This is a genomic window from Citrobacter sp. Cpo071 (genome assembly GCF_030332765.1).
Taxonomy (GTDB): domain Bacteria; phylum Pseudomonadota; class Gammaproteobacteria; order Enterobacterales; family Enterobacteriaceae; genus Citrobacter; species Citrobacter portucalensis.
Genome location: NZ_JAOWHE010000082.1, coordinates 82666 through 106751 on the forward strand (window position 1 = coordinate 82666; position 24086 = coordinate 106751).

Sequence of the window (24086 nt, forward strand, 5' to 3'; positions counted from 1 at the left end):
TTAAACTCCGGATTCGCGAAAATGGATGTCGCTGACCGCACGCAGTCGTTCAGCCGCTTGTTCTGCCGTCAGGTCGCGCTGGGTTTCTGCCAGCATTTCATAACCGACCATAAATTTACGCACAGTCGCGGAACGCAGCAGCGGCGGGTAAAAGTGTGCGTGCAACTGCCAGTGTTGGTTTTCTTCACCGTTAAACGGTGCGCCGTGCCAGCCCATAGAATAGGGGAATGAGCACTGGAACAGGTTGTCATAACGACTGGTCAGTTTTTTCAACGCCAGCGCCAGGTCAGCACGCTGTTCGTCGGTCAAATCGGTAATTCGCAACACGTGCGCTTTCGGCAGCAGCAGCGTTTCGAACGGCCACGCGGCCCAGTAAGGGACAACTGCCAGCCAGTGCTCGGTTTCAACGACCGTACGGCTGCCGTCCGCCAGCTCACGCTGGACGTAATCAACGAGCATCGGCGCGCCTTGTTCGGCGAAGTACGCTTTCTGCAGGCGATCTTCACGTTCGGCTTCGTTAGGCAAAAAGCTGTTGGCCCAAATTTGTCCGTGTGGATGCGGGTTCGAGCACCCCATCGCTGCGCCTTTATTCTCAAATACCTGCACCCAGGGATAGGTTTTGCCTAAGTCTTCAGTCTGCTCCTGCCACGTTTTCACAATTTCTGTTAGCGCAGGGACGCTGAGTTCCGGCAGCGTTTTGCTGTGATCGGGTGAGAAGCAAATTACACGGCTGGTACCGCGCGCGCTCTGACAGCGCATTAACGGATCGTGACTGTCCGGCGCGTCCGGGGTATCGGACATCAGCGCCGCAAAGTCATTGGTAAAGACATAGGTCCCGGTGTAATCCGGGTTTTTGTCGCCGGTAACGCGCGTATTGCCAGCGCACAGGAAGCAGTCCGGGTCATGTGCAGGCAGTACCTGCTTAGACGGAGTTTCCTGCGCCCCTTGCCACGGGCGTTTGGCGCGATGTGGTGATACGAGGATCCACTGCCCGGTGAGCGGGTTAAAACGGCGATGTGGATGATCGACAGGATTGAATTGCGTCATGATTGGTCCTTAATCCGAATATCCCTGCGGGTGGCGTGACTGCCAGTGCCAGGTATCTTGTGCCATTTCATCCAGTGTGCGGGTCACGCGCCAGTTGAGCTCGCGATCGGCTTTGCTGGCGTCAGCCCAGTAGGCCGGAAGATCGCCATCACGGCGCGGGGCGAAATGGTAATTCACCGGTTTACCGCAAGCTTTGCTGAAGGCGTTGACCACGTCCAGCACGCTGCTACCGATGCCTGCACCGAGGTTGTAAATATGTACGCCCTGTTTGCCCGCCAGTTTTTCCATGGCAGCAACATGGCCGTCGGCGAGATCCATCACGTGGATGTAGTCGCGTACGCCGGTGCCATCTTCAGTAGGGTAGTCATTGCCAAATATGGCAAGAGATTCGCGACGGCCAACGGCAACCTGCGCGATGTAAGGCATCAGGTTGTTTGGAATACCTTGCGGATCTTCCCCCATATCTCCCGATGGATGAGCGCCAACCGGGTTAAAGTAGCGCAGCAGGGCAATGCTCCAGTCGGGCTGTGCTTTTTGCAGATCGGTCAGGATCTGTTCCACCATCAGCTTGCTTTTGCCGTACGGACTTTGCGGCGTGCCGGTGGGGAAGCTTTCAACGTAAGGAATTTGCGGCTGATCGCCATAGACGGTCGCGGAGGAGCTGAAAATGAAGTTTTTCACGTTGGCAGCGCGCATTGCATTCACCAGACGCAGAGTGCCGTTGACGTTGTTGTCATAGTACTCCAGCGGCTTGGCAACGGATTCTCCAACGGCTTTTAAACCGGCAAAATGGATGACCGTATCAATGGCATGATCGTGCAGAATTTCGGTTATCAGCGCTTCGTTACGGATGTCTCCTTCCACGAAGGTCGGATGCTTGCCGCCTAAACGCTCAATGACGGGCAGTACGCTGCGCTTGCTGTTGCAGAGATTATCCAGGATCACCACTTCGTGACCGTTTTTCAGCAACTGCACGCAAGTGTGGCTTCCAATGTAACCGCTACCACCTGTAACCAATACTCTCATAATTCGCTCCGTTAAGCCTATGGTATGCAATAACCATAGCATAACAAAGATGCGAAAAGTGTGACACGGAATAAATTAGTGGAATCGTTTACACTCCGGTGTTTTCACTAGATGCTGCCAGTTATTTTATTATAAATCATTGTGTTAGGTTGTTATTTCAGCACTTGTCTGAAAAAAAAGCAGAAAAAAGGGCGTGATAAACGCCCTGGCATGAAAATTAACGCAGAGAGGTTTGTCGATAGGCGTAGATATCACCCTCGGGTACAAACTCTAGCCGATGGGTAATGCAGGCCGGGGCATCTTCGGCGTGATGAGAGACAAACAAAAGCTGAGTTTCACCTTCACCGATCAGGACATCCACAAACCGACGGATCAGTTGACGGTTGAGCGGATCTAATCCTTGCAACGGTTCATCGAGGATCAGCAACGTAGGATGTTTCACCAGTGCACGAACAATCAATGCCAGCCGCTGCTGCCCCCAGGAAAGACTATGAAATGGCGCATCCGCGGTACGTTTATCGATGCCCAGAATATCCAGCCACTGTTGTACCAGCTTGTGCTGTCTGTCGGAGACGGCCTGATAAATGCCGATTGAATCGAAATAACCGGAGAGAATAACGTTGCGAACTGTCGTACTTACCCGGTAATCCAGATGCAGGCTGCTGCTGACATAGCCAATGTGTTTTTTGATATCCCAGATAGTTTCACCGCTGCCCCGGCGGCGGCCAAACAGGGTCAGGTCGTTGCTATATCCTTGGGGATGATCGCCGGTGATTAAACTGAGCAGGGTTGATTTCCCCGCACCGTTGGGGCCGATGATTTGCCAGTGTTCCCCCGGATTTACCCGCCAGCTCAGATGATGCAGGATAGGGCGATCGTTATACGAGACGGTGCCGTCGTTAAGCACAATGCGCGGCTCGTTATCTGACAGCGTGTGGCGCACCGAAGGCTCATCCGGTTCGGGTAACTGGATGCCTTCCAGCCGTTCGCTATGGGCAAGCTGAGCGATTAATGCCTGTTGCAGAAGGTCGGGTTTTGCACCGGTTTCCGTCAGCGTGCAGTCGGCAAGTACGCCGGCAAACTGCACGAACTCAGGAATTTCATCAAAGCGATTAAGCACCAGTACCAACGTTAAACCGGCCCGGTGCAACTCAGCGAGCAACTCTGCTAACTGGCGACGGGACGCCACGTCCAGCCCGTCAAAGGGTTCATCAAGGATCAGTAAATCCGGTGTGGACATTAATGCCTGGCAGAGTAGGGTTTTGCGCGTTTCACCGGTGGAAAGGTATTTGAAACGCCTGTTAAGTAGGGATGAAATGCCAAACTGCTGCGCCAGTGCAGCGCAGCGGGCGGGGTCGTGAACTTCGTCCTGAATGATTTCTGCGGTAGTGCGCCCGGTGTCGTCTTCACCGGGACTAAGAAGATCGGTGTTGTTTCGCTGCCACTCGTCGCTGACCAGCTTTTGTAGCTGCTCAAAAGAGAGTCGGGTAATACGTGTGAAATGACAGTGACGTTCGCCTTTCAGAAGCGGTAACTCGCCCGCCAGCGCGCGGGCCAGCGCAGATTTCCCGCTGCCGTTAGAGCCAACAAACGCCCAGCTATCACCCGCGTTTAACGTCAACGCATCTAACTGGAGCGTTTTTGTGTCGCTAAGACGAAACGTGCCTTGCGAAATTTGCAATGATGACATTTTGTATCCCATTATTTGCAGCGATGAATAACAGGGATACGTGTTCTTCAGGCTGATGTCAATTAACTCAGCACAGTGTGGCGATAATCACCCTGTCCGCATTAAAATATGCTGTGACGTTAGCGCCTTCCGTTAATGTGTGGGCCTGCTCTATCGGCAAAGTCGCGCACAGCGTCTGGCCGTCTGGCAAGGTCATCAACACTTCACACTGCTCCGCTCCGCGTTCGATATGGCTAATCGTGCCCTGCAACTGGTTATCGGCGGCCTGAGCGATCGCGTCGTCCTGAGTGATTCCCACCCATGGCGCTTTCAACAGAATCAGTACTTCTTTGCCTTCTTCAAGCCCGAGACGCTCGCCGCTTTGCGCAGTGATTGCCACTTTCAGGCGCGTTTCGCCATCCGCCAGCAGCACGTCGACATGCTGTTGAACCTGATCGTGGTCGCGGGCGGTAATGGTGCCAAACCACTGGTTACGGGCGCTGGTTTGCAGCGAAAAGCGAGAGATCGCCGCCAGCAGGCTATTGAGCGGCAGTGCGTCGTCATCGCTCAAAACATCGAAGGCTTTCTGTTGGATTTGCGCTAATAAATCATACAGCTGGATTAAGCGTTGGCCGTAGCGCGTTAACACCGCGCCGCCGCCGCCTTTGCCGCCAGTGGCGCGCTCAACCAGCGTCTGCTCGCTGAGTTGATTCATTTCGTTAATCGCATCCCAGGCGCTTTTATAGCTGATACCTGCATCCTTCGCGCCCTGACTGATGGAGCCGGAAAGCGCAATGTGCTTAAGCAGAGAAATGCGACGGGGATCGGCAAACAGTTTTTGCTGAAGTTTCAGCGTAAGAAGGATTTCGGCCTGCATCACAAGCTCCTGGCAAAAGGGGTATTGTGACGGAAAACCGCGCGCGCGCAAAGCCAACCGCACAAAAGGGGAGTGCTTTTCTGTGTTATGTGGTTAGAATACAACTAAGGACTATATCTGGAGTTGACCATGTTAGAGTTATTGAAAAGTCTGGTATTCGCCGTAATTATGGTTCCTGTGGTGATGGCTGTCATCCTGGGGCTGATTTACGGACTGGGTGAAGTGTTCAACATCTTCTCCTCTATCGGTCAGAAAGACCAGTCCAGACAGAATCATTGATTCCCCAAACGCCCGCTCAGTCGGGCGTTTATATTTTTCGCCTGCCAACCCGTTTTCGCTGACTACAGTTTCTCAAGATCCTGCTTTCCCTGCCGATATTTTCTTTGTCTAACCTCTAATTGGTATCAATAACCTCTGGGAAAATCCTGATTTACTCGTTATATTTGCGCCTACATAACGAAACGCAAAGGAGTTACAGATGGCACGTACATGGTTACGCTTGTTTGCAGGGGCAACACTTTCTCTTACCGTTGCCGGGCATGCGCTGGCGGATGAAGGCAAAATTACGGTGTTTGCCGCGGCTTCACTGACCAACGCGATGCAGGACATTGCGACGCAATACAAAAAAGAGAAGAACGTTGATGTTGTCTCCTCTTTTGCCTCTTCATCCACACTGGCGCGTCAGATTGAAGCAGGCGCACCGGCCGATCTGTTTATTTCTGCCGATCAGAAATGGATGGATTACGCGGTAGACAAAAAGTCGATTGATACCGCAACGCGTGCAACGCTGTTAGGTAACAGCCTGGTGGTGGTCGCGCCGAAAGCCAGTGCACAGAAAGACTTCACTATTGACAGCAAAACCAACTGGACCAGCCTGTTGAACGGTGGACGTCTGGCCGTTGGCGATCCGGAACATGTTCCGGCGGGCATTTATGCCAAAGAAGCGCTGCAAAAACTGGGTGCATGGGATACCCTGGCCCCGAAACTGGCACCTGCTGAAGATGTGCGCGGTGCGCTGGCGCTGGTAGAGCGTAACGAAGCGCCGCTGGGTATCGTCTATGGTTCCGATGCCGTCGCCAGCAAAGGCGTAAAAGTCGTTGCGACTTTCCCGGAAGATTCGCACAAAAAAGTGGAATACCCTATCGCGATTGTTGATGGGCACAAAAACGCAACGGTTAGCGCGTTCTATGATTACCTGAAAGGACCGCAGGCTGCTGAAATCTTTAAACGTTATGGATTTACGACCAAGTAATGATACTGACCGATCCTGAATGGCAGGCCGTCATACTGAGCCTGAAAGTTTCTTCCCTGGCCGTCTTGTTTAGCCTGCCGTTTGGGATCTTCTTTGCCTGGCTGCTTGTGCGATGCAAGTTCCCGGGCAAAGCACTGCTCGACAGCGTTCTGCATTTGCCGCTGGTTCTGCCGCCGGTGGTGGTGGGCTATCTGCTGTTGATTGCTATGGGGCGGCGCGGATTCATTGGCGAATGGCTGTACGACTGGTTTGGCATTACCTTTGCCTTTAGCTGGCGCGGTGCGGTACTGGCTGCGGCGGTGATGTCTTTTCCTCTGATGGTACGGGCAATTCGTCTGGCGCTGGAAGGTGTCGACGTCAAGCTGGAGCAGGCGGCCCGCACGCTGGGAGCCGGACGCTGGCGTGTATTCATGACCATTACGCTACCGCTGATGCTGCCCGGCATTATTGTCGGTACGGTGCTGGCGTTCGCGCGTTCCCTCGGGGAATTCGGCGCAACCATTACTTTTGTTTCCAACATTCCTGGCGAAACCCGCACCATTCCTTCGGCGATGTATACCCTGATCCAGACTCCCGGCGGCGAAAGCGCGGCGGCGAGGTTGTGTATCATTTCTATTGTTTTAGCGCTGATTTCGCTGCTGATTTCTGAATGGCTGGCGCGTATTAGCCGTGAGCGGACGGGGCGATAATTATGCTGGAACTCAATTTCTCCCAGACGCTGGGGACGCATTGCCTGACGCTCAACGAAACGCTGCCAGCCAGCGGCATCACCGCTATTTTTGGCGTTTCCGGCGCGGGCAAAACCTCACTGATTAACGCCATCAGCGGCCTGACGCAGCCGCAGTCCGGACGCATCGTGCTAAATGGTCGGGTCTTAAACGACGTCGAGAACGGTATCTGTTTAACGCCGGAAAAACGCCGGGTGGGCTATGTTTTCCAGGATGCGCGCCTGTTCCCGCACTATAAAGTGCGCGGCAACCTGCGTTACGGAATGGCGAAAAGCATGGCCGGACAGTTTGATAAGCTGGTGGCGCTGTTGGGCATTGAACCGCTGCTTGACCGTCTGCCTGGCGGTCTTTCTGGCGGTGAAAAGCAGCGTGTCGCCATCGGTCGGGCGCTGCTGACCGCGCCTGAGTTATTGCTGCTTGATGAGCCGTTAGCCTCACTGGATATACCGCGTAAACGCGAACTGCTGCCTTACCTGCAACGCCTTGCACGTGAAATCAATATTCCGATGCTGTATGTCAGCCACTCGCTTGATGAGATTTTGCACCTGGCGGATAAAGTGATGGTGCTGGAGAACGGGCAGGTCAAAGCGTTTGGTTCGCTGGAAGATGTCTGGGGTAGCAGCGTGATGCACCCCTGGCTGCCTAAGGAACAGCAAAGCAGTATTCTGAAAGTCAGCGTGCTGGAACATCATCCACACTATGCGATGACCGCGCTGGCGCTCGGCGATCAGCATCTGTGGGTCAATAAGCTGGAGCAACCGCTGCAAACCGCGCTGCGTATTCGTATTCAGGCCTCTGATGTTTCACTGGTGCTCCAACCCCCCCAGCAGACCAGTATTCGTAACGTTCTCCGGGCAAAAGTCGCGCAATGTTATGACGATAACGGTCAGGTGGAAGTTCAGCTTGAGGTGGGCGGTAAGACGCTGTGGGCAAGGATCAGCCCGTGGGCCAGGGATGAACTGGGTATCAAACCTGGCCTGTGGCTGTACGCGCAAATTAAGAGCGTATCGATTACCGCCTGATTACAGCAGGTGGGAGTAGATAAATTTCGCAATGCTGTCTGTGGTGTTGTCACCAATCACGATGTTGGCGCGGGCTTTGACCGCGTCATCCGCGTTGCCCATCGCCACTCCGGTACCTGCGGCTTCCAGCATGCTGATGTCGTTAAAGTTATCGCCAAAGGCAATCACGTTTTCCATTGACCCGCCCTGTGCTTCAATCCACTGGGTCAGGCGTCGTCCTTTGCTGTTGCCTTTACGGGCAATGTCGACCTGATCGTGCCAGGACCATTCACACTCCAGCCCCAGCTGTTGCTCGACGTGCCGACCAAACTGCTGCAATTTCGGAATATCTTCGTCGGTCAGGGCAAATTTCCAGACGGCGTTGACGTCATGTGCGGCCTGCGCCAGCGAAGGAACCTGGGTGAAGGTCGGGCGCTGTTCCGGCGGCAGAGTTTGCGCCCAGTTAGCGGTACGCACCACATGCCCGGTTGGGCGCTCATACAGCATGGCCTCATCCACATACATCAGCCCGTGGATCTGATGTTCATCCAGCATTTCGATCAGCTGTAATGCCTGGTCTACCGGGAGGGGATCGGATTCCAGTACCTTTTTTGCCTGATAATCATACAAGTAAGTACCGTTACAGCAAATTGCAGGTGTATCCAGCGCCAGTGCCTGATAAAAAGGATGAATAGCAACGTGATGGCGACCTGTGACAATGATAAGTTGGTAGCCTGCTTCTCTGGCGCGCGAGAGCGCTTCGAGGGAGGATGGCAGCATGGTTTTTTTCGGGGTCAACAGGGTACCGTCTAAATCCAGGGCAATCACGCGTGCGGTCATAGTTTTTTCCAGATTAAGGTTGAGAATTTTGTCTGCTGGAATGGTACACCGAGACGGGAGCCGGACAAAATTCTGAGCCTTAATTAAGCATTCACCGTTAAAAGCGTCTACCTTAGGCGTGTGTCAGGCAATTGCAGCCACCTGCCAAAAAGCAAAGGAGTATTCATGAAGCAAACCGTTTATACCGCCAGCCCTGAAAGTCAGCAAATCCACGTCTGGAGCCTGAATCACGATGGTTCTCTGACGCTGACGCAGGTGGTTGATGTACCGGGTCAGGTACAGCCGATGGTCGTCAGCCCGGATAAGCGTTACCTCTATGTTGGTGTGCGCCCGGAGTTTCGCGTGTTGGCTTATCGTATTGCGCCTGATGACGGAGCGCTGACCTTCGCGGCAGAGTCAGCGCTGCCGGGTAGCCCGACGCATATTTCTACCGATCATCAGGGACGTTTCGTGTTCGTTGGCTCTTATAACGCGGGTAGCGTGAGTGTCACGCGTCTGGAAGACGGCCTGCCGGTGGAACTGGTTGACGTGGTAGAAGGTCTGGATGGTTGCCACTCAGCCAACATCTCTCCGGATAACCGTACCCTTTGGGTTCCGGCGTTGAAACAGGATCGTATCTGCCTGTTTGACGTTAGCGATGATGGCCATCTGGTTGCGCAGGAACCGGCTGAAGTGACTACCGTTGAAGGCGCGGGCCCGCGTCATATGGCGTTCCATCCGAATAAGCAATATGCCTACTGCGTGAACGAGCTGAATAGCTCTGTTGATGTCTGGGAGCTGAAAGATCCGTACGGCAAGATTGAGTGTGTGCAGACGCTGGATATGATGCCTGCTGATTTCGCGGATACCCGTTGGGCAGCAGATATTCACATCACACCGGATGGTCGCCATCTGTATGCCTGTGATCGCACCGCCAGCCTGATTACGGTCTTTAGCGTCTCTGAAGATGGCAGCGTGTTGACCAAAGAAGGTTTCCAACCTACCGAAACTCAGCCACGCGGTTTTAATATCGATAACAGAGGTAAATACCTGATTGCAGCCGGACAAAAATCGCACCATATCGCGGTATACGAGATTGCTGGCGAACAAGGACTGTTGACGGAGAAAGGTCGTTACGCGGTAGGACAAGGCCCGATGTGGGTGGTGGTTAACGCGTACTAATATTGCGTCTAATGCCGGATGAGTATCCGGCACATTGCCCGGCAGAGCATGAATCTGCCGGGTTTACATCAGAGAATGACGTTTACTGCTTAGGTTCAGCAACCACTTTGCTACCGATACCACGGTTGTTGTATTCCCACATACGGTTGAAGTTGGTGTCGTTCAGATTACGCTGGATTTCACCTTTGTCATCTTCCGCACCGGTATTACCGGCAAACGGGCGTTTTGCGATAACGCTGTCAGCCCATGGTTTTGCCATGTTAAAGCCTTCGTTAATCACGCTGTCACGAATAACAACCTGACCGTTAGTGTTGGAATCGACATCCAGCGAGCGGCCTAACTGCGCCACGCCATCGCCACTTGCCGTGAAGCGGCTATTAATCGCCAGGAAACCGTAGTAGATGTTAGACAGGGTAGCCGGTGCGAAGACATAGGCTTCCTGCTGGGTACGGGAGTTCACTACACGGAAATCGGTGTTATCGAACACTACGGCACCGCGACCGGAAACGATATCCACATCGCCTTCAATGTAGCTGTTGGTAACCAGCGTACGCGGCTGACGATCGTTTTCCAGACGGTTTTGTACGCCGCTATTGGTCACGAAGAAGGTATTCTGGCGGCCCAGGATATTGACCTTGTTGATCTGCACTTTATCGCCATCGGTACGCAGTGCAACGGCTGGGTGGTTACCCGCATCAACGCTGTCACCCAGGTTGTTTTCGATGGTCAGATTCTGCAATTGCAGACCGTTATTTTGCGACCAGACGACAGCAGAACACATCACACCAATATTTGTGCCACGTTTGTTCTGGCAATTATCAAACATATACCACGCAGGTTTACCCGGCATATATTTACCGGCTGGGTTCACCGTACGACGCCAGTCAGCGGTGCTCATTTCACCGTCAATGGCCTGGCCAATTTTCACATCAAGCGGTTTTTCGCCCATACCGTACAGCGTCAGGCTACCTGTTGCTGCCGGAATATATACCGTGCCCTGGTACTCGCCTGGCATAATCGCGATGTACTGACGTTTGTTAGTACGTTTGATGATTGCTGCATCAACAGCGGCTTGAATGCTGGTATGGGTGACGCCCTGAGTCCCTGCCGGGCCAACGACGAAGTCAGGCTGTGCAGGCAGAGAAATAGAAGAAGGGCTCCACGGCGCGGTGTTTGGCGTCAGTGCGGAAAAATAGTGCGCAGCAACGAAGTTTTTCGCTTCATTGGCCGACAGGATCGGGCGCGAAGAGGTGCCTGGCGCGGTCTGATCGGAAGGAATTTGATCGGGCGGCGTAGAGCTACAGGCGGTCAGCGTCACGCCAAAAGCCATAGCCAGCGCCAGACGGGAAACTGATGATATGTTCACAGGTTGCTCCGGGCTTTGAAAAGTTATCCATTGAAGCCTGCTTTTTTATACTAAGTTGAGCGAAACGGGAAGGTTAAAAGGTAAAAAGTTGTTTTTATCACCACAAAGCCCGGTGCGGAGAGTCCTTATATCACAAATACATAACAATTACGGTCCTTCAGGTTGACAACATCCCTATAATCAAAAATAAATGTCTATACAACCTATGACAAGTGGTGAGTCGAATGCAGCAATTCTTCCCTGATCCTGATGATGTTATCTGGCGCAATGTTCGTCTGGCGACTATGGACCCTGAACGTGGTACCCCATATGGGCTGTTGGATGGTCACGCGCTGATCGTCCGCCAGGGCAAGATTCGCGATATCGTCCCGGAATCATCGTTATATCTCACGCATGACAATACTTTTGATATGCAGGGCAGGCTGATTACGCCTGGCCTGATTGATTGCCATACGCATCTGGTCTTTGGCGGAAACCGCGCAGGTGAGTGGGAGCAGCGGCTAAATGGTGTCTCCTACCAGCAGATAAGCGCTCAGGGTGGGGGGATCAATGCCACCGTATCGGCGACCCGCAGCGCCACGGATGAACAACTCTTACACGTAGCCCATCAGCGGATGGAACAGCTGATCAAAGAAGGTGTTACGCTGCTGGAAATAAAATCCGGCTACGGCCTGGATTTGCCGACAGAAGAGAAAATATTGCGCGTGGTGGCAGCGCTGGCGGCAGAGAATATCGTTGAAATCAGCCCGACGCTGTTGGCTGCGCATGCAACTCCAGCGGAATACCGGGATGATCCTGACGGCTATATTACGCTGGTGTGTGAGACCATTATGCCGCAATTGTGGGAACAAGGGCTGTTTGAGACCGTCGATCTGTTCTGTGAAAGCGTTGGTTTTTCGTTGGCGCAGAGCGAGCGGGTGTTTCAGGCTGCACAGGCGCTGGGCATCCCGATTAAAGGCCATGTCGAACAACTGTCATTGCTTGGCGGCGCACAGTTGGTAAGCCGCTACCACGGGCTATCCGCCGATCATATTGAATACCTCGATGAAGCGGGTGTAGCGGCGATGAGCCAAAGCGGTACGGTCGGTGTGCTGCTGCCCGGCGCATTCTATTTCCTCAAAGAGCAGCAGCGCCCACCGGTAGCGTTGCTGCGTCAATATCAGGTACCGATGGCGGTAGCGACAGATTTTAACCCCGGTACCAGTCCGTTTATCAGCCTGCACTGGGCGATGAATATGGCCTGCGTTCAGTTTGGCCTAACGCCGGAAGAAGCATGGGCGGGCGTAACCCGTCATGCGGCCCGGGCACTGGGGCGTCATGCCACCCACGGTCAATTGAAGGCCGGGTTTGTGGCCGATTTTGTGGTGTGGGATGCAACCCTCCCGGTCGAGATCCTGTATGAACCCGGGCGCAATCCGCTCTACCAACGCGTATTCAAAGGACAAATAGCATGACCAACTGGCAACCAGCCTCACCTGCGCTGTGGCAGGGACGTGATGACCGCGCCGAATCGCCGAATGCGCTGCGCCTGTTTCAGACTATCACCCTGAGCCAGACGTTTAGCCCAGAAATGTACCGCGAGCAGATAGCGTTACTCGGGTTTGCCTGCGACGAAGGCGTTAAACGCAATCAGGGGCGCACGGGCGCCGCGGGAGCGCCCGATGTGCTGCGCAAGGCGCTGGCGAATTTAGCCAGTCATGATGGGCACAATCGGCTGGTGGATCTGGGAAATATTGTGGCGCAGGCTCCCGATCTTGAGGGCGCGCAGCAGGCGTTACGCAATGCGGTACAGCGATGTCAGCACGAGAACATGCGTACCTTTGTTTTGGGCGGGGGACACGAAACTGCCTTTGCGCACGGCGCGGGCGTACTGGATGCGTTCCCGCAGGCGAAAGTGGGGATAGTCAACTTCGATGCGCATCTCGATTTGCGCAAAGCTGAACAAGCTACATCCGGTACGCCATTTCGCCAGCTGGCGCAGCTTTGCGATGAACAGCAGCGTGAATTTCACTATGCCTGTATCGGCGTCAGTCGGGCGGCAAACACCCAGGCGCTTTGGGATGAGGCCCAGCGGCTCGGTGTTACCGTGGTGGAGGATCTGCATTGTGATACGGCGCAGGCGCAGTTAGCGCAGTTCATTGCCAATCTGGATGTCATCTATCTGACAATCGACCTCGACGTGCTGCCGGTGTGGGAAATGCCCGGCGTGTCGGCCCCCGCCGCGCTTGGCGTACCGTTGGCGACGCTGCTGAGACTGATTGAGCCTCTGTGTCGTAGCGGTAAACTCCTGGCGGTGGATATGGTTGAATTTAATCCACGCTTTGACGATGATGGCAGAGCAGCACGCGTGGCGGCGCGATTAGGCTGGCAAATCGCCCACTGGTGGCACTGATATACCTGATGGCGTTGCGCTTATCAGGCTCGGGTAATGCCTGTAAACTCTACCCACTCACATTTTCAGCTTAAGGAAGGCTCACGCATGCTCCCATCCCGTTCTGCTCCGGCTCCTTTTTACGAAAAGGTCAAACAGGAGATCAGCGAAAAAATTGCCAGCGGTATCTGGCAGCCTCACGATCGCATTCCGTCTGAGGCAGAGCTGGTGGCGCAATATGGTTTCAGCCGCATGACCATCAACCGGGCGCTGCGTGAGTTAACGGATGAAGGTTTACTGGTGCGTTTGCAGGGCGTCGGGACGTTTGTCGCCGAGCCCAAAGGTCAGTCTGCGCTGTTTGAAATCCGCAGCATCGCGGATGAAATCAACGCCCGTCAGCATCAGCACCGGTGCGAAGTGCTGACGCTGGAAAAAACCCAGGCCAACGCGCAGCAGGCTTTGGTGTTAAATGTCAAAGAAGGCACCTCCATTTTTCACTCTGTCATGGTGCACTACGAGAACGATCTGCCGGTACAGATTGAAGATCGCTGCGTGAATGCCGAAATTGTGCCGGAGTATCTGGCGCAGGATTACAGCCAGACCACGCCGCACGCATACCTGTCGTTGATAGCCCCTTTAACGGAAGGTGAGCATATTGTTGAAGCGGTACGTGCCAGCGCTGAAGAGTGCGCGCTGCTGAATATTAAAGAACACGATCCCTGCCTGCTGATTCGTCGTAAGACCTGGTCTGCGTCGTCCATAGTCTCTCATGCCCGCTTGCTGTTTCCAGGTTCCCGCTATCGCCTGCAAGGACGGTTTATGTCCTGATACAGGACATGAAAACCGTGATTGCTGACGCAATATAATAAAAATGTATCCTAATTGTTAAAATCATCCTTGCGATGACTTGTATAGACAGGTATATGTTGCTTATCTATCCGACGTTCGCGAGGAGTTTTCTGTCATGTCCCATAGCAAATATCGTCAGCAGGATATTCGTGCCCCACGCGGCACCACCTTAACGGCCAAAAGCTGGCTGACCGAAGCGCCGCTGCGCATGTTAATGAATAATCTGGATCCCGATGTGGCGGAAAATCCGCATGAGCTGGTGGTATACGGTGGGATTGGCCGCGCCGCGCGGGACTGGGAATGTTATGACGCTATCGTCAACGCGCTGACCAAACTGGAGACCGATGAAACTCTGCTGGTCCAGTCTGGTAAACCGGTAGGCGTATTCAAAACTCACGACAACGCACCGCGCGTGCTGATTGCTAACTCCAACCTGGTGCCGCATTGGGCTACCTGGGAACACTTCAACGAACTGGACGCCAAAGGGCTGGCGATGTACGGCCAGATGACTGCCGGAAGCTGGATCTACATCGGCAGCCAGGGCATCGTGCAGGGGACTTATGAAACCTTCGTTGAGGCCGGGCGTCAGCATTATCAGGGTAACCTCAGCGGACGCTGGGTGCTGACCGCCGGGCTGGGCGGCATGGGCGGAGCACAACCGCTAGCCGCTACACTTGCGGGTGCGTGTTCGCTGAACATTGAATGCCAGCAAAGCCGAATTGATTTCCGTCTGCGTACCCGTTATGTCGACGAGCAGGCGACATCGCTTGACGATGCGCTGGCGCGTATCGACAAATACACCCGCGAGGGTAAAGCTGTGTCCATTGCGCTGTGTGCTAATGCCGCCGACGTTGTGCCGGAACTGGTGAAGCGCGGTGTGCGCCCGGATATGGTCACCGACCAGACCAGCGCCCACGATCCGCTGCATGGTTATCTGCCGTCCGGCTGGAGCTGGGAAGAGTATCAGGCGAAAGCGGTGTCCGATCCGCAGGGTACGGTGCAGGCGGCGAAACGTTCAATGGCAACGCATGTCGAAGCGATGCTGGCGTTTAGCAAAATGGGCGTACCGACGTTTGATTACGGTAATAACATTCGCCAGATGGCCAAAGAGATGGGCGTGGAAAACGCCTTTGATTTCCCCGGCTTCGTACCTGCTTATATTCGCCCCCTGTTCTGTCGCGGTATAGGCCCGTTCCGTTGGGTGGCGCTGTCGGGCGATCCGCAGGATATTTATAAGACAGATGCCAAAGTGAAAGAGATCGTGGCTGATGATAAGCACCTTCATCACTGGCTGGATATGGCGCGTGAGCGGATCAACTTCCAGGGCTTACCAGCGCGTATCTGCTGGGTCGGCCTGGAGTGGCGACAAAAGCTGGGGCTGGCGTTTAATGAGATGGTGCGCAGCGGTGAAGTATCTGCGCCGATTGTTATTGGCCGTGATCATCTGGACTCCGGTTCTGTTGCCAGCCCAAACCGCGAAACAGAAGCTATGCGCGACGGTTCAGACGCCGTATCCGACTGGCCGCTGCTGAACGCGCTGCTTAACACCGCCAGCGGAGCGACCTGGGTGTCGCTGCATCACGGCGGCGGGGTTGGCATGGGCTTCTCTCAGCATGCCGGGATGGTGATTGTTTGCGATGGCACCGATGAAGCCGCGGCGCGCATCGCCCGGGTATTACATAACGATCCGGCTACCGGGGTGATGCGCCACGCCGACGCCGGGTATGACATTGCGGTGGAGTGCGCCGTTGAAGAAGGGCTGAATTTGCCAATGATTGCTGCGACGCAGGAGAAACGCTGATATGAACACCATGACACTCACGCCGGGCCATCTGAGTTTTACCCAGCTACGTGAAATCTGGCAGCAGCCGGTCAAACTGAGCCTGGATGCCGGGGCGATTGATGCAATCAACGCCAGCGTCGCCTGCGTCAATAATATTGTCGCAGAAGGCCGTACGGCGTATGGCATTAATACCGGCTTTGGCCTGTTGGCTCAGACCCGTATCGCCACGGAAGATTTGCAGAATTTACAGCGTTCGCTGGTGCTTTCCCATGCGGCAGGCGTTGGCGAGGCGCTGGATGACGCAATGGTTCGCCTGATTATGGTGCTGAAAATCAACAGCCTGGCGCGCGGTTTTTCCGGCATTCGTTTGAGCGTGATTGAAGCGCTGATTGCGCTGGTGAATGCCGAGGTGTATCCACTGATCCCGGCGAAAGGGTCGGTGGGCGCATCGGGCGACCTGGCGCCGCTGGCACATATGTCGTTGACGCTACTGGGCGAAGGTAAAGCGCGCTGGCAGGGGGAATGGCTCCCGGCTACCGACGCGCTGAAAAAGGCCGGACTGGAGCCGATCACGCTGGAGGCGAAAGAGGGACTGGCGCTGCTCAACGGCACTCAGGCTTCCACCGCCTTTGCACTGCGCGGGTTAATTGAAGCTCAGGAACTGTTTGCGTCTGCGACGGTGTGCGGGGCGCTGACCACAGAAGCCGTGCTGGGCTCCCGTCGTCCGTTTGACGCCCGTATTCATGCCGCGCGAGGGCAGCGTGGGCAGATTGATGCCGCAACGCTATACCGTCATGTGTTGACCGACTCCAGCGCACTTTCGCAGTCGCATCATAACTGTGAAAAGGTGCAGGACCCGTATTCTCTGCGCTGTCAGCCACAGGTGATGGGGGCGTGTCTGACACAAATGCGCCAGGTGATGGATGTTCTGCTGGTTGAAGCCAACGCGGTTTCCGACAACCCGCTGGTGTTTGCCGAAGAGGGCGATGTGATTTCCGGTGGGAATTTCCATGCTGAACCGGTGGCGATGGCGGCAGATAATCTGGCGCTGGCGATTGCGGAAATCGGCTCTTTGTCAGAGCGGCGCATTGCGCTGATGATGGACAAACATATGTCGCAGTTGCCGCCGTTCCTGGTGAAAAATGGCGGGGTTAACTCCGGCTTTATGATTGCTCAGGTAACCGCCGCCGCGCTGGCGAGCGAGAACAAAGCGCTGGCGCATCCGCACAGCGTGGACAGCTTGCCGACCTCCGCCAACCAGGAAGATCATGTTTCTATGGCGCCGGCGGCGGGGCGCAGACTGTGGGAGATGGCAGCAAATACGCGCGGCGTGATTGCCGTGGAGTGGCTGGCGGCGTGTCAGGGGATTGACCTGCGTGAAGGGTTAACCTCCAGTCCGTTGCTGGAGCAGGCGCGACAGGCGCTGCGCGAGCAGGTTGCCCACTACACGCAGGATCGCTTTTTTGCCCCGGATATTGAGTGCGCGACCGAGCTGTTAGCGCAAGGAACGTTGCTGCAATTGCTGCCTGAATTTCTGTAGAAAATTGCCTGATGTCGACGCTGACGCGTCTTATCAGGCCCACGGTCTGCTTTGTAGGCCGGATGAGGTGAAGCCGACATCCGGCACAACACAGCTTAGCTAAACATCGCCGTAATCGAGGCGCTGGCGAGCGAGTGGAAATGGACGTTAAATCCAACCATCGCGCCGCTGGCACCTTCATCGACATCAATACGCTCCACATCCAGGGCGTGAACCGTAAAGATATAGCGGTGGGTTTCACCCTTCGGCGGCGCAGCGCCGCCATAACCGGCTTTGCCAAAATCTGTACGGGTCTGAATCACCCCATCCGGCAGCGCAACCAGCCCGGAGCCGAATCCTTGTGGGAGTACGCGGGTATCAGCCGGCAGATTTACCACCACCCAATGCCACCAGCCGGAGCCGGTTGGCGCATCAGGATCAAAGCAGGTCACGACAAAGCTTTTGGTTCCTGCGGGTACGTCATCCCATGCCAGATGCGGGGAAATATTATCCCCGTCATACCCCATGCCGTTAAAGACGTGGCGATGCCCAAGCTTATCGCCATCGCGCAAATCGTTACTGATTAGTTTCATGCTGACTCCTCTCGTTAGCCAAAAAGTGTAGCCAGAAACCGTAGAGCTTACCGCTGATTAATCGCTAAAAAATGTTGCATTGCGCACAGCCTCGTTCACGGCCTGCGTCAGGCGACGTAACTGATCGGGCTGGATAATGTACGGCGGCATCAGGTAGATGAGCTTGCCAAACGGTCTTATCCACACGCCCTGTTCGACAAAGAACTTCTGTAACGCTGCCATATTCACCGGATGGGTGGTTTCGATGACGCCGATGGCGCCGAGCACGCGTGCGTCCGCGACCCAGCAGGAATCTACCGCCGGGGCGAGTTCTGCCCGCAGTTGCGCTTCAATGGCCGCTACCTGCGCGCGCCACTCGCCGGTTTCGATTAACGACAGGCTGGCGGAGGCGACGGCGCAGGCCAACGGATTGCCCATAAAGGTCGGGCCGTGCATGAAGCATCCGGCTTCACCGTTGCTGATGGTTTCCGCAACCTGGCGGGTGGTGAGGGTTGCAGAAAGGGTCATTGTTCCGCCGGTTAACGCTTTGCCCAGGCATAAAATGTCCGGAGTGATGTCGGCATGCTCGCAGGCAAAAAGCTTGCCTGTACGACCAAATCCGGTGGCGATTTCATCGGCAATCAGCAGGATCCCTTCACGGTCGCACATCTTACGGATGCGTTTTAACCATTCGGGATGATACATGCGCATACCGCCAGCGCCCTGTACGATTGGCTCTAGGATCACTGCCGCAATTTCGTGGCGATGCGCGGCCATCAGACGGGCAAAAGGCACCATATCCAGTTCGTCCCACTCGCCGCCCATGCGGCTTTGTGGGGCAGGGGCAAACAGGTTCTCCGGCAGGTACCCCTTCCACAGACTGTGCATTGAGTTGTCAGGATCGCAGACCGACATCGCGCCGAAGGTATCACCATGATAACCATTACGAAATGTCAGGAAACGCTGGCGGGGTTCGCCTTTAGCCTGCCAGTATTGCAGTGCCATTTTCATTGCAACTTCTACGGCGACCGACCCTGAATCTGCGAGAAAAACGCACTCCAGTGCCTCTGGCGTCATCGCCACCAACTGGCGGCACAGCGCAATGGCCGGGGCATGGGTAATGCCACCAAACATCACATGCGACATGGCATCAATCTGCGTTTTCATCGCGGCGTTCAGCTGTGGGTGATTGTAACCGTGGATTGCCGCCCACCAGGATGACATGCCGTCAATCAGCTTCTCACCGCTGGCTAAGATCAGTTCGCAACCTTCGGCACGCGCCACCGGATAAACCGGCAACGGGGAGGTCATGGAGGTGTATGGGTGCCAGATATGGCGTTGGTCAAACGCAAGATCGTCCGTTGTCATAATCGACTTGTAAACCAAATTAAAAAGATTTAGGTTTACGAGTCTACACCAAACTAACAACGAAACGTATACCAATATGGCTCATTCTTCTCGCTGGACAATGTCGCAAGTCACCGAATTATTTGAAAAACCACTGTTGGATCTGCTGTTTGAAGCGCAGCAGGTTCATCGTCAGCATTTCGATCCGCAGCAGGTACAAGTTAGTACGCTGCTGTCGATTAAGACCGGTGCTTGCCCGGAAGATTGCAAATACTGCCCGCAAAGCTCCCGCTATAAAACCGGTCTGGAAACTGAACGGTTGATGGAGGTTGAACAGGTACTGGACTCGGCACGTAAGGCGAAGCAGGCCGGTTCAACGCGGTTTTGCATGGGCGCGGCGTGGAAGAACCCGCATGAGCGCGATATGCCGTACCTGGAACAAATGGTTCAGGGCGTGAAAGAACTAGGGCTGGAAGCCTGTATGACGCTGGGCACGCTGGACGAATCTCAGGCCCAGCGCCTGGCCAATGCCGGTCTGGACTACTACAACCACAACCTCGACACCTCGCCGGAATTTTACGGCAATATCATCACCACCCGCTCGTACCAGGAGCGCCTGGATACGCTGGATAAAGTGCGCGAGGCGGGCATTAAAGTTTGCTCCGGCGGGATTGTTGGGCTGGGCGAAACGGTGACCGACCGCGCGGGTCTGCTGCTGCAATTAGCGAATCTGCCGACGCCGCCGGAAAGTGTGCCGATCAACATGCTGGTGAAAGTGAAGGGCACGCCGCTTGCCGATAACGACGACGTAGATGCTTTTGATTTTATTCGTACTATCGCCGTGGCGCGTATCATGATGCCGACCTCATACGTGCGTCTTTCTGCCGGGCGCGAGCAGATGAACGAACAAACCCAGGCGATGTGCTTTATGGCCGGGGCCAACTCGATTTTCTACGGCTGCAAACTGCTGACCACTCCGAACCCGAACGAAGATAAAGATTTGCTGTTATTTCGCAAGCTGGGTCTTAACCCGCAGCAAACGGCGGTACTGGCGGGCGATAACGAACAGCAACAACGTCTGGAACAGGCGCTGCGTACCCCGGATACCGACGATTACTACAACGCGGCAACCGTATGACCTGGCAGCAAAAAATTGACGATGCGCTAACAGCGCGTCGTCGTGCTGATGCCCTGCGTCAGCGCTATGCAGTGACGCAGGGAGCCGGGCGCTGGCTGCAGGCCGACGGTCGCCAGTATCTGAATTTCTCCAGCAACGACTACCTCGGCTTAAGCCACCATCCGCAGATTATCTGCGCGTGGCAGCAGGGCGCTGAGCGTTTTGGCGTCGGCAGCGGCGGCTCGGGCCATGTCAGCGGTTATTCCGTTGCTCATCAGGCTCTGGAAGAAGACCTGGCGCAGTGGCTCGGCTATTCCCGGGCGCTGTTGTTCATCTCTGGTTTTGCCGCCAATCAGGCGGTCATTGCCGCACTGATGGGAAAAGATGACAAGATTGTTGCCGACAGGCTCAGCCATGCCTCGCTGCTGGAGGCTGCCAGTCTTAGCCCTGCCGTGTTACGTCGCTTTACTCATAACGACTCGCAACATCTGGATCGTCTGCTGACAGCCCCCTGTCCGGGGCAGCAGCTGGTGGTCACCGAAGGCGTGTTCAGCATGGATGGCGACAGCGCGCCGCTGGCAGAAATCCACGCGGTGGCGAAACGGCAGGGCGCGTGGCTGCTGGTGGATGATGCGCATGGGATTGGCGTAAGCGGTGAGGAAGGGCGTGGTTCGTGCTCCCGACAGCAGGTGAAACCTGAGCTGTTGGTGGTGACATTTGGCAAAGGGTTCGGCGTCAGCGGTGCGGCGATCCTGTGTTCTGATAGCGTGGCCGATTATCTGCTGCAGTTTGCCCGTCATCTGATCTACAGCACCAGCATGCCGCCAGCCCAGGCTCAGGCCTTGCGCGCCGCGCTGGCGGTGATCCGCAGCCGCGAAGGCGATGAGCGCAGAGAAAAGCTGGCGATGCTGATCCAGCGTTTTCGCGCAGGGGTGAATACTACGGATTTGACGCTGGCACATTCAGACAGCGCTATTCAACCGCTGATCGTTGGCGACAATCATAAAGCCTTGCAACTGGCACAGACGTTACGGCAACAGGGATGCTGGGTGACGGCGATTCGTCCACCGACGGTGCCGGTTGGGACGGCCAGGCTGCGGATTACGCTGACCCAGGCGCATGAAGTCCAGGATATCGACAACTTACTGGAGGTGCTGCATGGCGCAGGTCAATAAGCAGGCGATTGCCGCTGCGTTTGGTCGCGCGGCCACGCACTATGAGCAACATGCGGAGCTTCAGCGTCAGAGCGCCGATGCGTTACTGGCGCAACTCAATGGCCGGGCGTTCTCACGGGTTTTGGACGCGGGCTGTGGGCCTGGGCGTATGAGTCGTTACTGGCGGGAGCAGGGGAGCGAGGTCTGTGCGCTGGATCTGTCGGCGCAAATGCTTACGCAAGCGCAGCGTCACGATGTCGCCCATCACTATCTGCTGGCGGATATCGAAGCCATTCCGCAGGCCGCTGCCACTTTCGACCTAGCCTGGAGCAATCTGGCCGTGCAGTGGTGCAACGACCTGCGCGGCGCGTTACGCGAGCTATACCGGGTGGTGCGTCCTGGAGGGGCGGTGGCGTTTAGTACGCTGGCGCAAGGGTCGATGCCGGAACTTCGTCAGGCGTGGAGAGCGGTTGATGATCGGGAGCACGCCAACCGTTTTTTGCCTGTGGAGCAACTGGAAAACGCTCTGTGCGGCTGGGACGTTGAATACCAGTCTCATGCCGTCACGCTGTGGTTTGACGATGCGCTGAGTGCCATGCGCTCGCTGAAGGGCATTGGCGCGACGCATTTGCATGATGGACGTGAGCAGCGTGTGCTGACCCGCTCGCAGTTGCGCCAGTTACAGCTCGCCTGGCCCTGTCAGCAGGGGAAATATCCGCTGACCTATCATCTTTTTTTGGGAGTAATTCAACGTGACTAACACGTATTTTGTCACCGGGACGGACACCGAAGTAGGTAAAACTATCGCCAGCTGTGCGTTGCTTCAGGCGGCGGGACAGCTGGGGTTGCGAACGGTCGGCTATAAGCCGGTGGCGTCAGGCAGTGAAATGACGGCTGAAGGTCTGCGAAACAGCGATGCGATGGCTCTACAGCGCAACAGTGTTGTGGCAGTGGATTATGCGGCCATCAATCCGTATACCTTCGCCGAACCTACCTCACCGCATATCATCAGTGCTGACGAAGGACGCCCCATTCAGGCCTCAGTGATGTCTGCGGGTTTACGCTTGCTTGAAGAACAGGCTGACTGGGTATTGGTGGAAGGCGCAGGCGGATGGTTTACGCCACTTTCACCAACGCTGAGTTTTTCTGACTGGGTAAAAGCGGAACAACTGCCGGTGATTCTGGTGGTTGGTGTTAAGCTCGGTTGTATCAACCATGCCATTTTGACCGCCCAGGCGGTGCAGCAGGCCGGGCTGATGCTCGCCGGATGGGTTGCCAATGATGTGATGCCACCTGGCAAGCGTCATGCTGAATATATGGCGACGCTAAAGCGTGCGCTTGCGGCTCCGCTACTGGGGGAAATACCCTGGCTGGCAGAAGAGCCGGAACGAGCATCGACAGGTCGTTATATCGATCTTAGCGCTTTGTCTCCGGCATCCACCAGTCGTTGATTAGCGGGTCGCTGAATTGTGTTATTTGCCCTTGAGCCACGTTGCGTCCACGATGTAACAAGCAATAGCAGTCGGCGACCCGACGAATGAACGGCAGGCTCTGCTCCGCGAGCATAATGGCGATGCCAAGCTCCTGGCTTAGCCTCACAATCAGATTCCCCAGTTTGTGGATATACGCCTGGCCACTTCCTCGCGTCGGCTCATCGAGGATCAGCAGGCGCGGGCGAGTGACCAGTGCACTGGCGAGTGCAAGCTGGTGCTGATTTTCCTCCGACAATGCCACCCCTTTGGCCTGACGCAGTACAAACAGCTGTGGAAACAGGCGGTAAATATCGCTGCTGTTCATCGCTTCGCTTTCCTCAACCGCCTGGCGCGCAATGTGCAGATTTTCCTCTACCGTCAGCTGCGAAAAAATTCGCCGTTCCTGCGATACACAGTTAATACCCAGCGCAATGCGCTTTGCCGCCGGAATCTGAAGCAGATCGCAAGGTGGTGCGCCAGCCTGATGCCAGAACATGGTTCCGCTCTCAATCGGTAAATTGCCGATGATGCAATTGGCCAGCGTGGTTTTTCCCATCCCTGGAAGACCCAGCACGGCGGTACATTTACCGGGCAACAGGTCGAGATCGACATCCCAAAGCGAGTGTTGATTACCGTAATAGTGATTCACTGCACGAAGACTCAACATAGATTTCTCCCTCATGATGATATCCGCCTTGCGGGCTGATGGTCGGGAGAAAACTGCAAATCTCTTGCCAGAAGCGGAATTAGGGGAAAATACAGCAGAATAGAGTATTGAGCGGGTTGCGGTATCCGGCTTGTTGTGGATGAGCGCCGCAGTGTGCACATTGTCAGTGCCTGGTGGCGTTGTGATGGTGCAGGCAGGAAAATGATGAAAATGCGAGCAAGATCTCGGCCATCCCAGGTCGCTTCGTTAGCTGATAAATATCAAAAAA

The 24086-nt window shown here is 55.3% G+C and carries 23 protein-coding genes; 14 read left to right on the forward strand and 9 right to left on the reverse strand.

Annotated features, from left to right (window positions below; all coding sequences use genetic code 11):
• The 4 genes from galT to modE all read right to left on the reverse strand — a co-directional run bounded on the left by galT (window position 1) and on the right by modE (window position 4619).
• Complete coding sequence (galT, locus tag OGY09_RS14570; protein ID WP_032942745.1) at window positions 1-1047, reverse strand: galactose-1-phosphate uridylyltransferase; 1047 nt, start codon at window positions 1045-1047, stop codon at window positions 1-3.
• A gap of 9 nt (window positions 1048-1056) precedes the next feature.
• The gene (galE, locus tag OGY09_RS14575; RefSeq protein WP_003831462.1) at window positions 1057-2073 is read right to left on the reverse strand and encodes a UDP-glucose 4-epimerase GalE; all 1017 of its coding nucleotides are present in this window, start codon (window positions 2071-2073) and stop codon (window positions 1057-1059) included.
• A gap of 217 nt (window positions 2074-2290) precedes the next feature.
• Window positions 2291-3763 carry a molybdate ABC transporter ATP-binding protein ModF gene (gene modF, locus OGY09_RS14580; RefSeq protein ID WP_032942747.1) on the reverse strand — a complete coding sequence of 491 codons (1473 nt, stop codon included), beginning with the start codon at window positions 3761-3763 and terminating at the stop codon, window positions 2291-2293.
• Between the two features lie 67 nt (window positions 3764-3830).
• On the reverse strand, window positions 3831-4619 hold the full coding sequence (gene modE / locus OGY09_RS14585; RefSeq protein WP_032942748.1) for a molybdenum-dependent transcriptional regulator: 789 nt from the start codon (window positions 4617-4619) through the stop codon (window positions 3831-3833).
• A gap of 129 nt (window positions 4620-4748) precedes the next feature.
• Here modE and OGY09_RS14590 point away from each other — a divergent pair, with 129 nt between their 5' ends.
• The 4 genes from OGY09_RS14590 (at window position 4749) to modC (ending at window position 7621) form a co-directional block, all read left to right on the forward strand.
• Entirely contained in the window at window positions 4749-4898 is a 150-nt protein-coding gene (locus OGY09_RS14590) for an AcrZ family multidrug efflux pump-associated protein (protein ID WP_020996536.1), read from the forward strand.
• A gap of 199 nt (window positions 4899-5097) precedes the next feature.
• Window positions 5098-5871, forward strand: coding sequence for a molybdate ABC transporter substrate-binding protein (gene modA, locus OGY09_RS14595; protein WP_032942749.1), 774 nt, complete (start codon window positions 5098-5100; stop codon window positions 5869-5871).
• Window positions 5871-6560 (forward strand): molybdate ABC transporter permease subunit, encoded by a 690-nt coding sequence (gene modB / locus OGY09_RS14600; RefSeq protein ID WP_032942750.1) that lies wholly within the window; start codon window positions 5871-5873, stop codon window positions 6558-6560. Before modA ends, modB begins: the two co-directional genes overlap by 1 nt.
• Window positions 6561-6562: 2 nt before the next feature.
• Window positions 6563-7621, forward strand: coding sequence for a molybdenum ABC transporter ATP-binding protein ModC (gene modC / locus OGY09_RS14605; protein WP_003831474.1), 1059 nt, complete (start codon window positions 6563-6565; stop codon window positions 7619-7621).
• On the opposite strand, the gene OGY09_RS14610 is transcribed toward modC, so the two are convergent.
• A complete protein-coding gene (locus tag OGY09_RS14610; RefSeq protein ID WP_032942751.1) occupies window positions 7622-8440 on the reverse strand; it encodes a pyridoxal phosphatase in 819 nt (272 codons plus the stop codon).
• A gap of 165 nt (window positions 8441-8605) precedes the next feature.
• On the opposite strand from OGY09_RS14610, the gene pgl reads away from it, so the two are divergent.
• The gene (gene pgl, locus OGY09_RS14615) at window positions 8606-9601 is read left to right on the forward strand and encodes a 6-phosphogluconolactonase (RefSeq protein ID WP_020996535.1); all 996 of its coding nucleotides are present in this window, start codon (window positions 8606-8608) and stop codon (window positions 9599-9601) included.
• Between the two features lie 82 nt (window positions 9602-9683).
• Here the strand turns inward: pgl and OGY09_RS14620 are convergent, their stop codons facing one another.
• Window positions 9684-10967, reverse strand: coding sequence for a putative acyl-CoA thioester hydrolase (locus OGY09_RS14620; RefSeq protein ID WP_032942752.1), 1284 nt, complete (start codon window positions 10965-10967; stop codon window positions 9684-9686).
• Window positions 10968-11191: 224 nt separating this feature from the next.
• Between OGY09_RS14620 and hutI the strand changes: the two genes are divergently transcribed.
• From hutI to hutH, 5 genes are all read left to right on the forward strand, one after another.
• Window positions 11192-12421, forward strand: coding sequence for an imidazolonepropionase (gene hutI, locus OGY09_RS14625; RefSeq protein ID WP_032942753.1), 1230 nt, complete (start codon window positions 11192-11194; stop codon window positions 12419-12421).
• On the forward strand, window positions 12418-13359 hold the full coding sequence (gene hutG / locus OGY09_RS14630; protein ID WP_032942754.1) for a formimidoylglutamase: 942 nt from the start codon (window positions 12418-12420) through the stop codon (window positions 13357-13359). The genes hutI and hutG overlap by 4 nt, the downstream gene beginning before the upstream one ends.
• An 87-nt stretch (window positions 13360-13446) precedes the next feature.
• Window positions 13447-14166, forward strand: a complete 720-nt coding sequence (locus OGY09_RS14635) for a histidine utilization repressor (RefSeq protein WP_003831502.1) — start codon at window positions 13447-13449, stop codon at window positions 14164-14166.
• A gap of 136 nt (window positions 14167-14302) precedes the next feature.
• Window positions 14303-15988 (forward strand): urocanate hydratase, encoded by a 1686-nt coding sequence (gene hutU / locus OGY09_RS14640; RefSeq protein WP_032942756.1) that lies wholly within the window; start codon window positions 14303-14305, stop codon window positions 15986-15988.
• Between the two features lies 1 nt (window position 15989).
• Complete coding sequence (gene hutH / locus OGY09_RS14645) at window positions 15990-17510, forward strand: histidine ammonia-lyase (protein WP_032942757.1); 1521 nt, start codon at window positions 15990-15992, stop codon at window positions 17508-17510.
• Window positions 17511-17605: 95 nt separating this feature from the next.
• Here the strand turns inward: hutH and OGY09_RS14650 are convergent, their stop codons facing one another.
• Together OGY09_RS14650 and bioA are read right to left on the reverse strand one after the other, a co-directional pair.
• On the reverse strand, window positions 17606-18082 hold the full coding sequence (locus tag OGY09_RS14650) for a kinase inhibitor (protein WP_008784178.1): 477 nt from the start codon (window positions 18080-18082) through the stop codon (window positions 17606-17608).
• A 57-nt stretch (window positions 18083-18139) separates the two neighbouring features.
• The gene (bioA, locus tag OGY09_RS14655; protein WP_032942760.1) at window positions 18140-19429 is read right to left on the reverse strand and encodes an adenosylmethionine--8-amino-7-oxononanoate transaminase; all 1290 of its coding nucleotides are present in this window, start codon (window positions 19427-19429) and stop codon (window positions 18140-18142) included.
• A gap of 76 nt (window positions 19430-19505) precedes the next feature.
• Between bioA and bioB the strand changes: the two genes are divergently transcribed.
• The 4 genes from bioB to bioD are packed head-to-tail and all read left to right on the forward strand — an operon-like array spanning window position 19506 to window position 23130.
• Window positions 19506-20546, forward strand: coding sequence for a biotin synthase BioB (bioB, locus tag OGY09_RS14660; RefSeq protein ID WP_008784180.1), 1041 nt, complete (start codon window positions 19506-19508; stop codon window positions 20544-20546).
• Entirely contained in the window at window positions 20543-21700 is a 1158-nt protein-coding gene (bioF, locus tag OGY09_RS14665; RefSeq protein WP_208744517.1) for an 8-amino-7-oxononanoate synthase, read from the forward strand. The genes bioB and bioF overlap by 4 nt, the downstream gene beginning before the upstream one ends.
• Entirely contained in the window at window positions 21684-22439 is a 756-nt protein-coding gene (bioC, locus tag OGY09_RS14670; protein ID WP_032942762.1) for a malonyl-ACP O-methyltransferase BioC, read from the forward strand. The genes bioF and bioC overlap by 17 nt, the downstream gene beginning before the upstream one ends.
• Window positions 22432-23130 (forward strand): dethiobiotin synthase, encoded by a 699-nt coding sequence (gene bioD, locus OGY09_RS14675; protein ID WP_032942763.1) that lies wholly within the window; start codon window positions 22432-22434, stop codon window positions 23128-23130. The genes bioC and bioD overlap by 8 nt, the downstream gene beginning before the upstream one ends.
• On the opposite strand, the gene OGY09_RS14680 is transcribed toward bioD, so the two are convergent.
• Window positions 23096-23818, reverse strand: a complete 723-nt coding sequence (locus OGY09_RS14680) for an ABC transporter ATP-binding protein (RefSeq protein WP_008784184.1) — start codon at window positions 23816-23818, stop codon at window positions 23096-23098. The genes bioD and OGY09_RS14680 overlap by 35 nt on opposite strands.
• Window positions 23819-24086 lie beyond the last annotated feature (268 nt).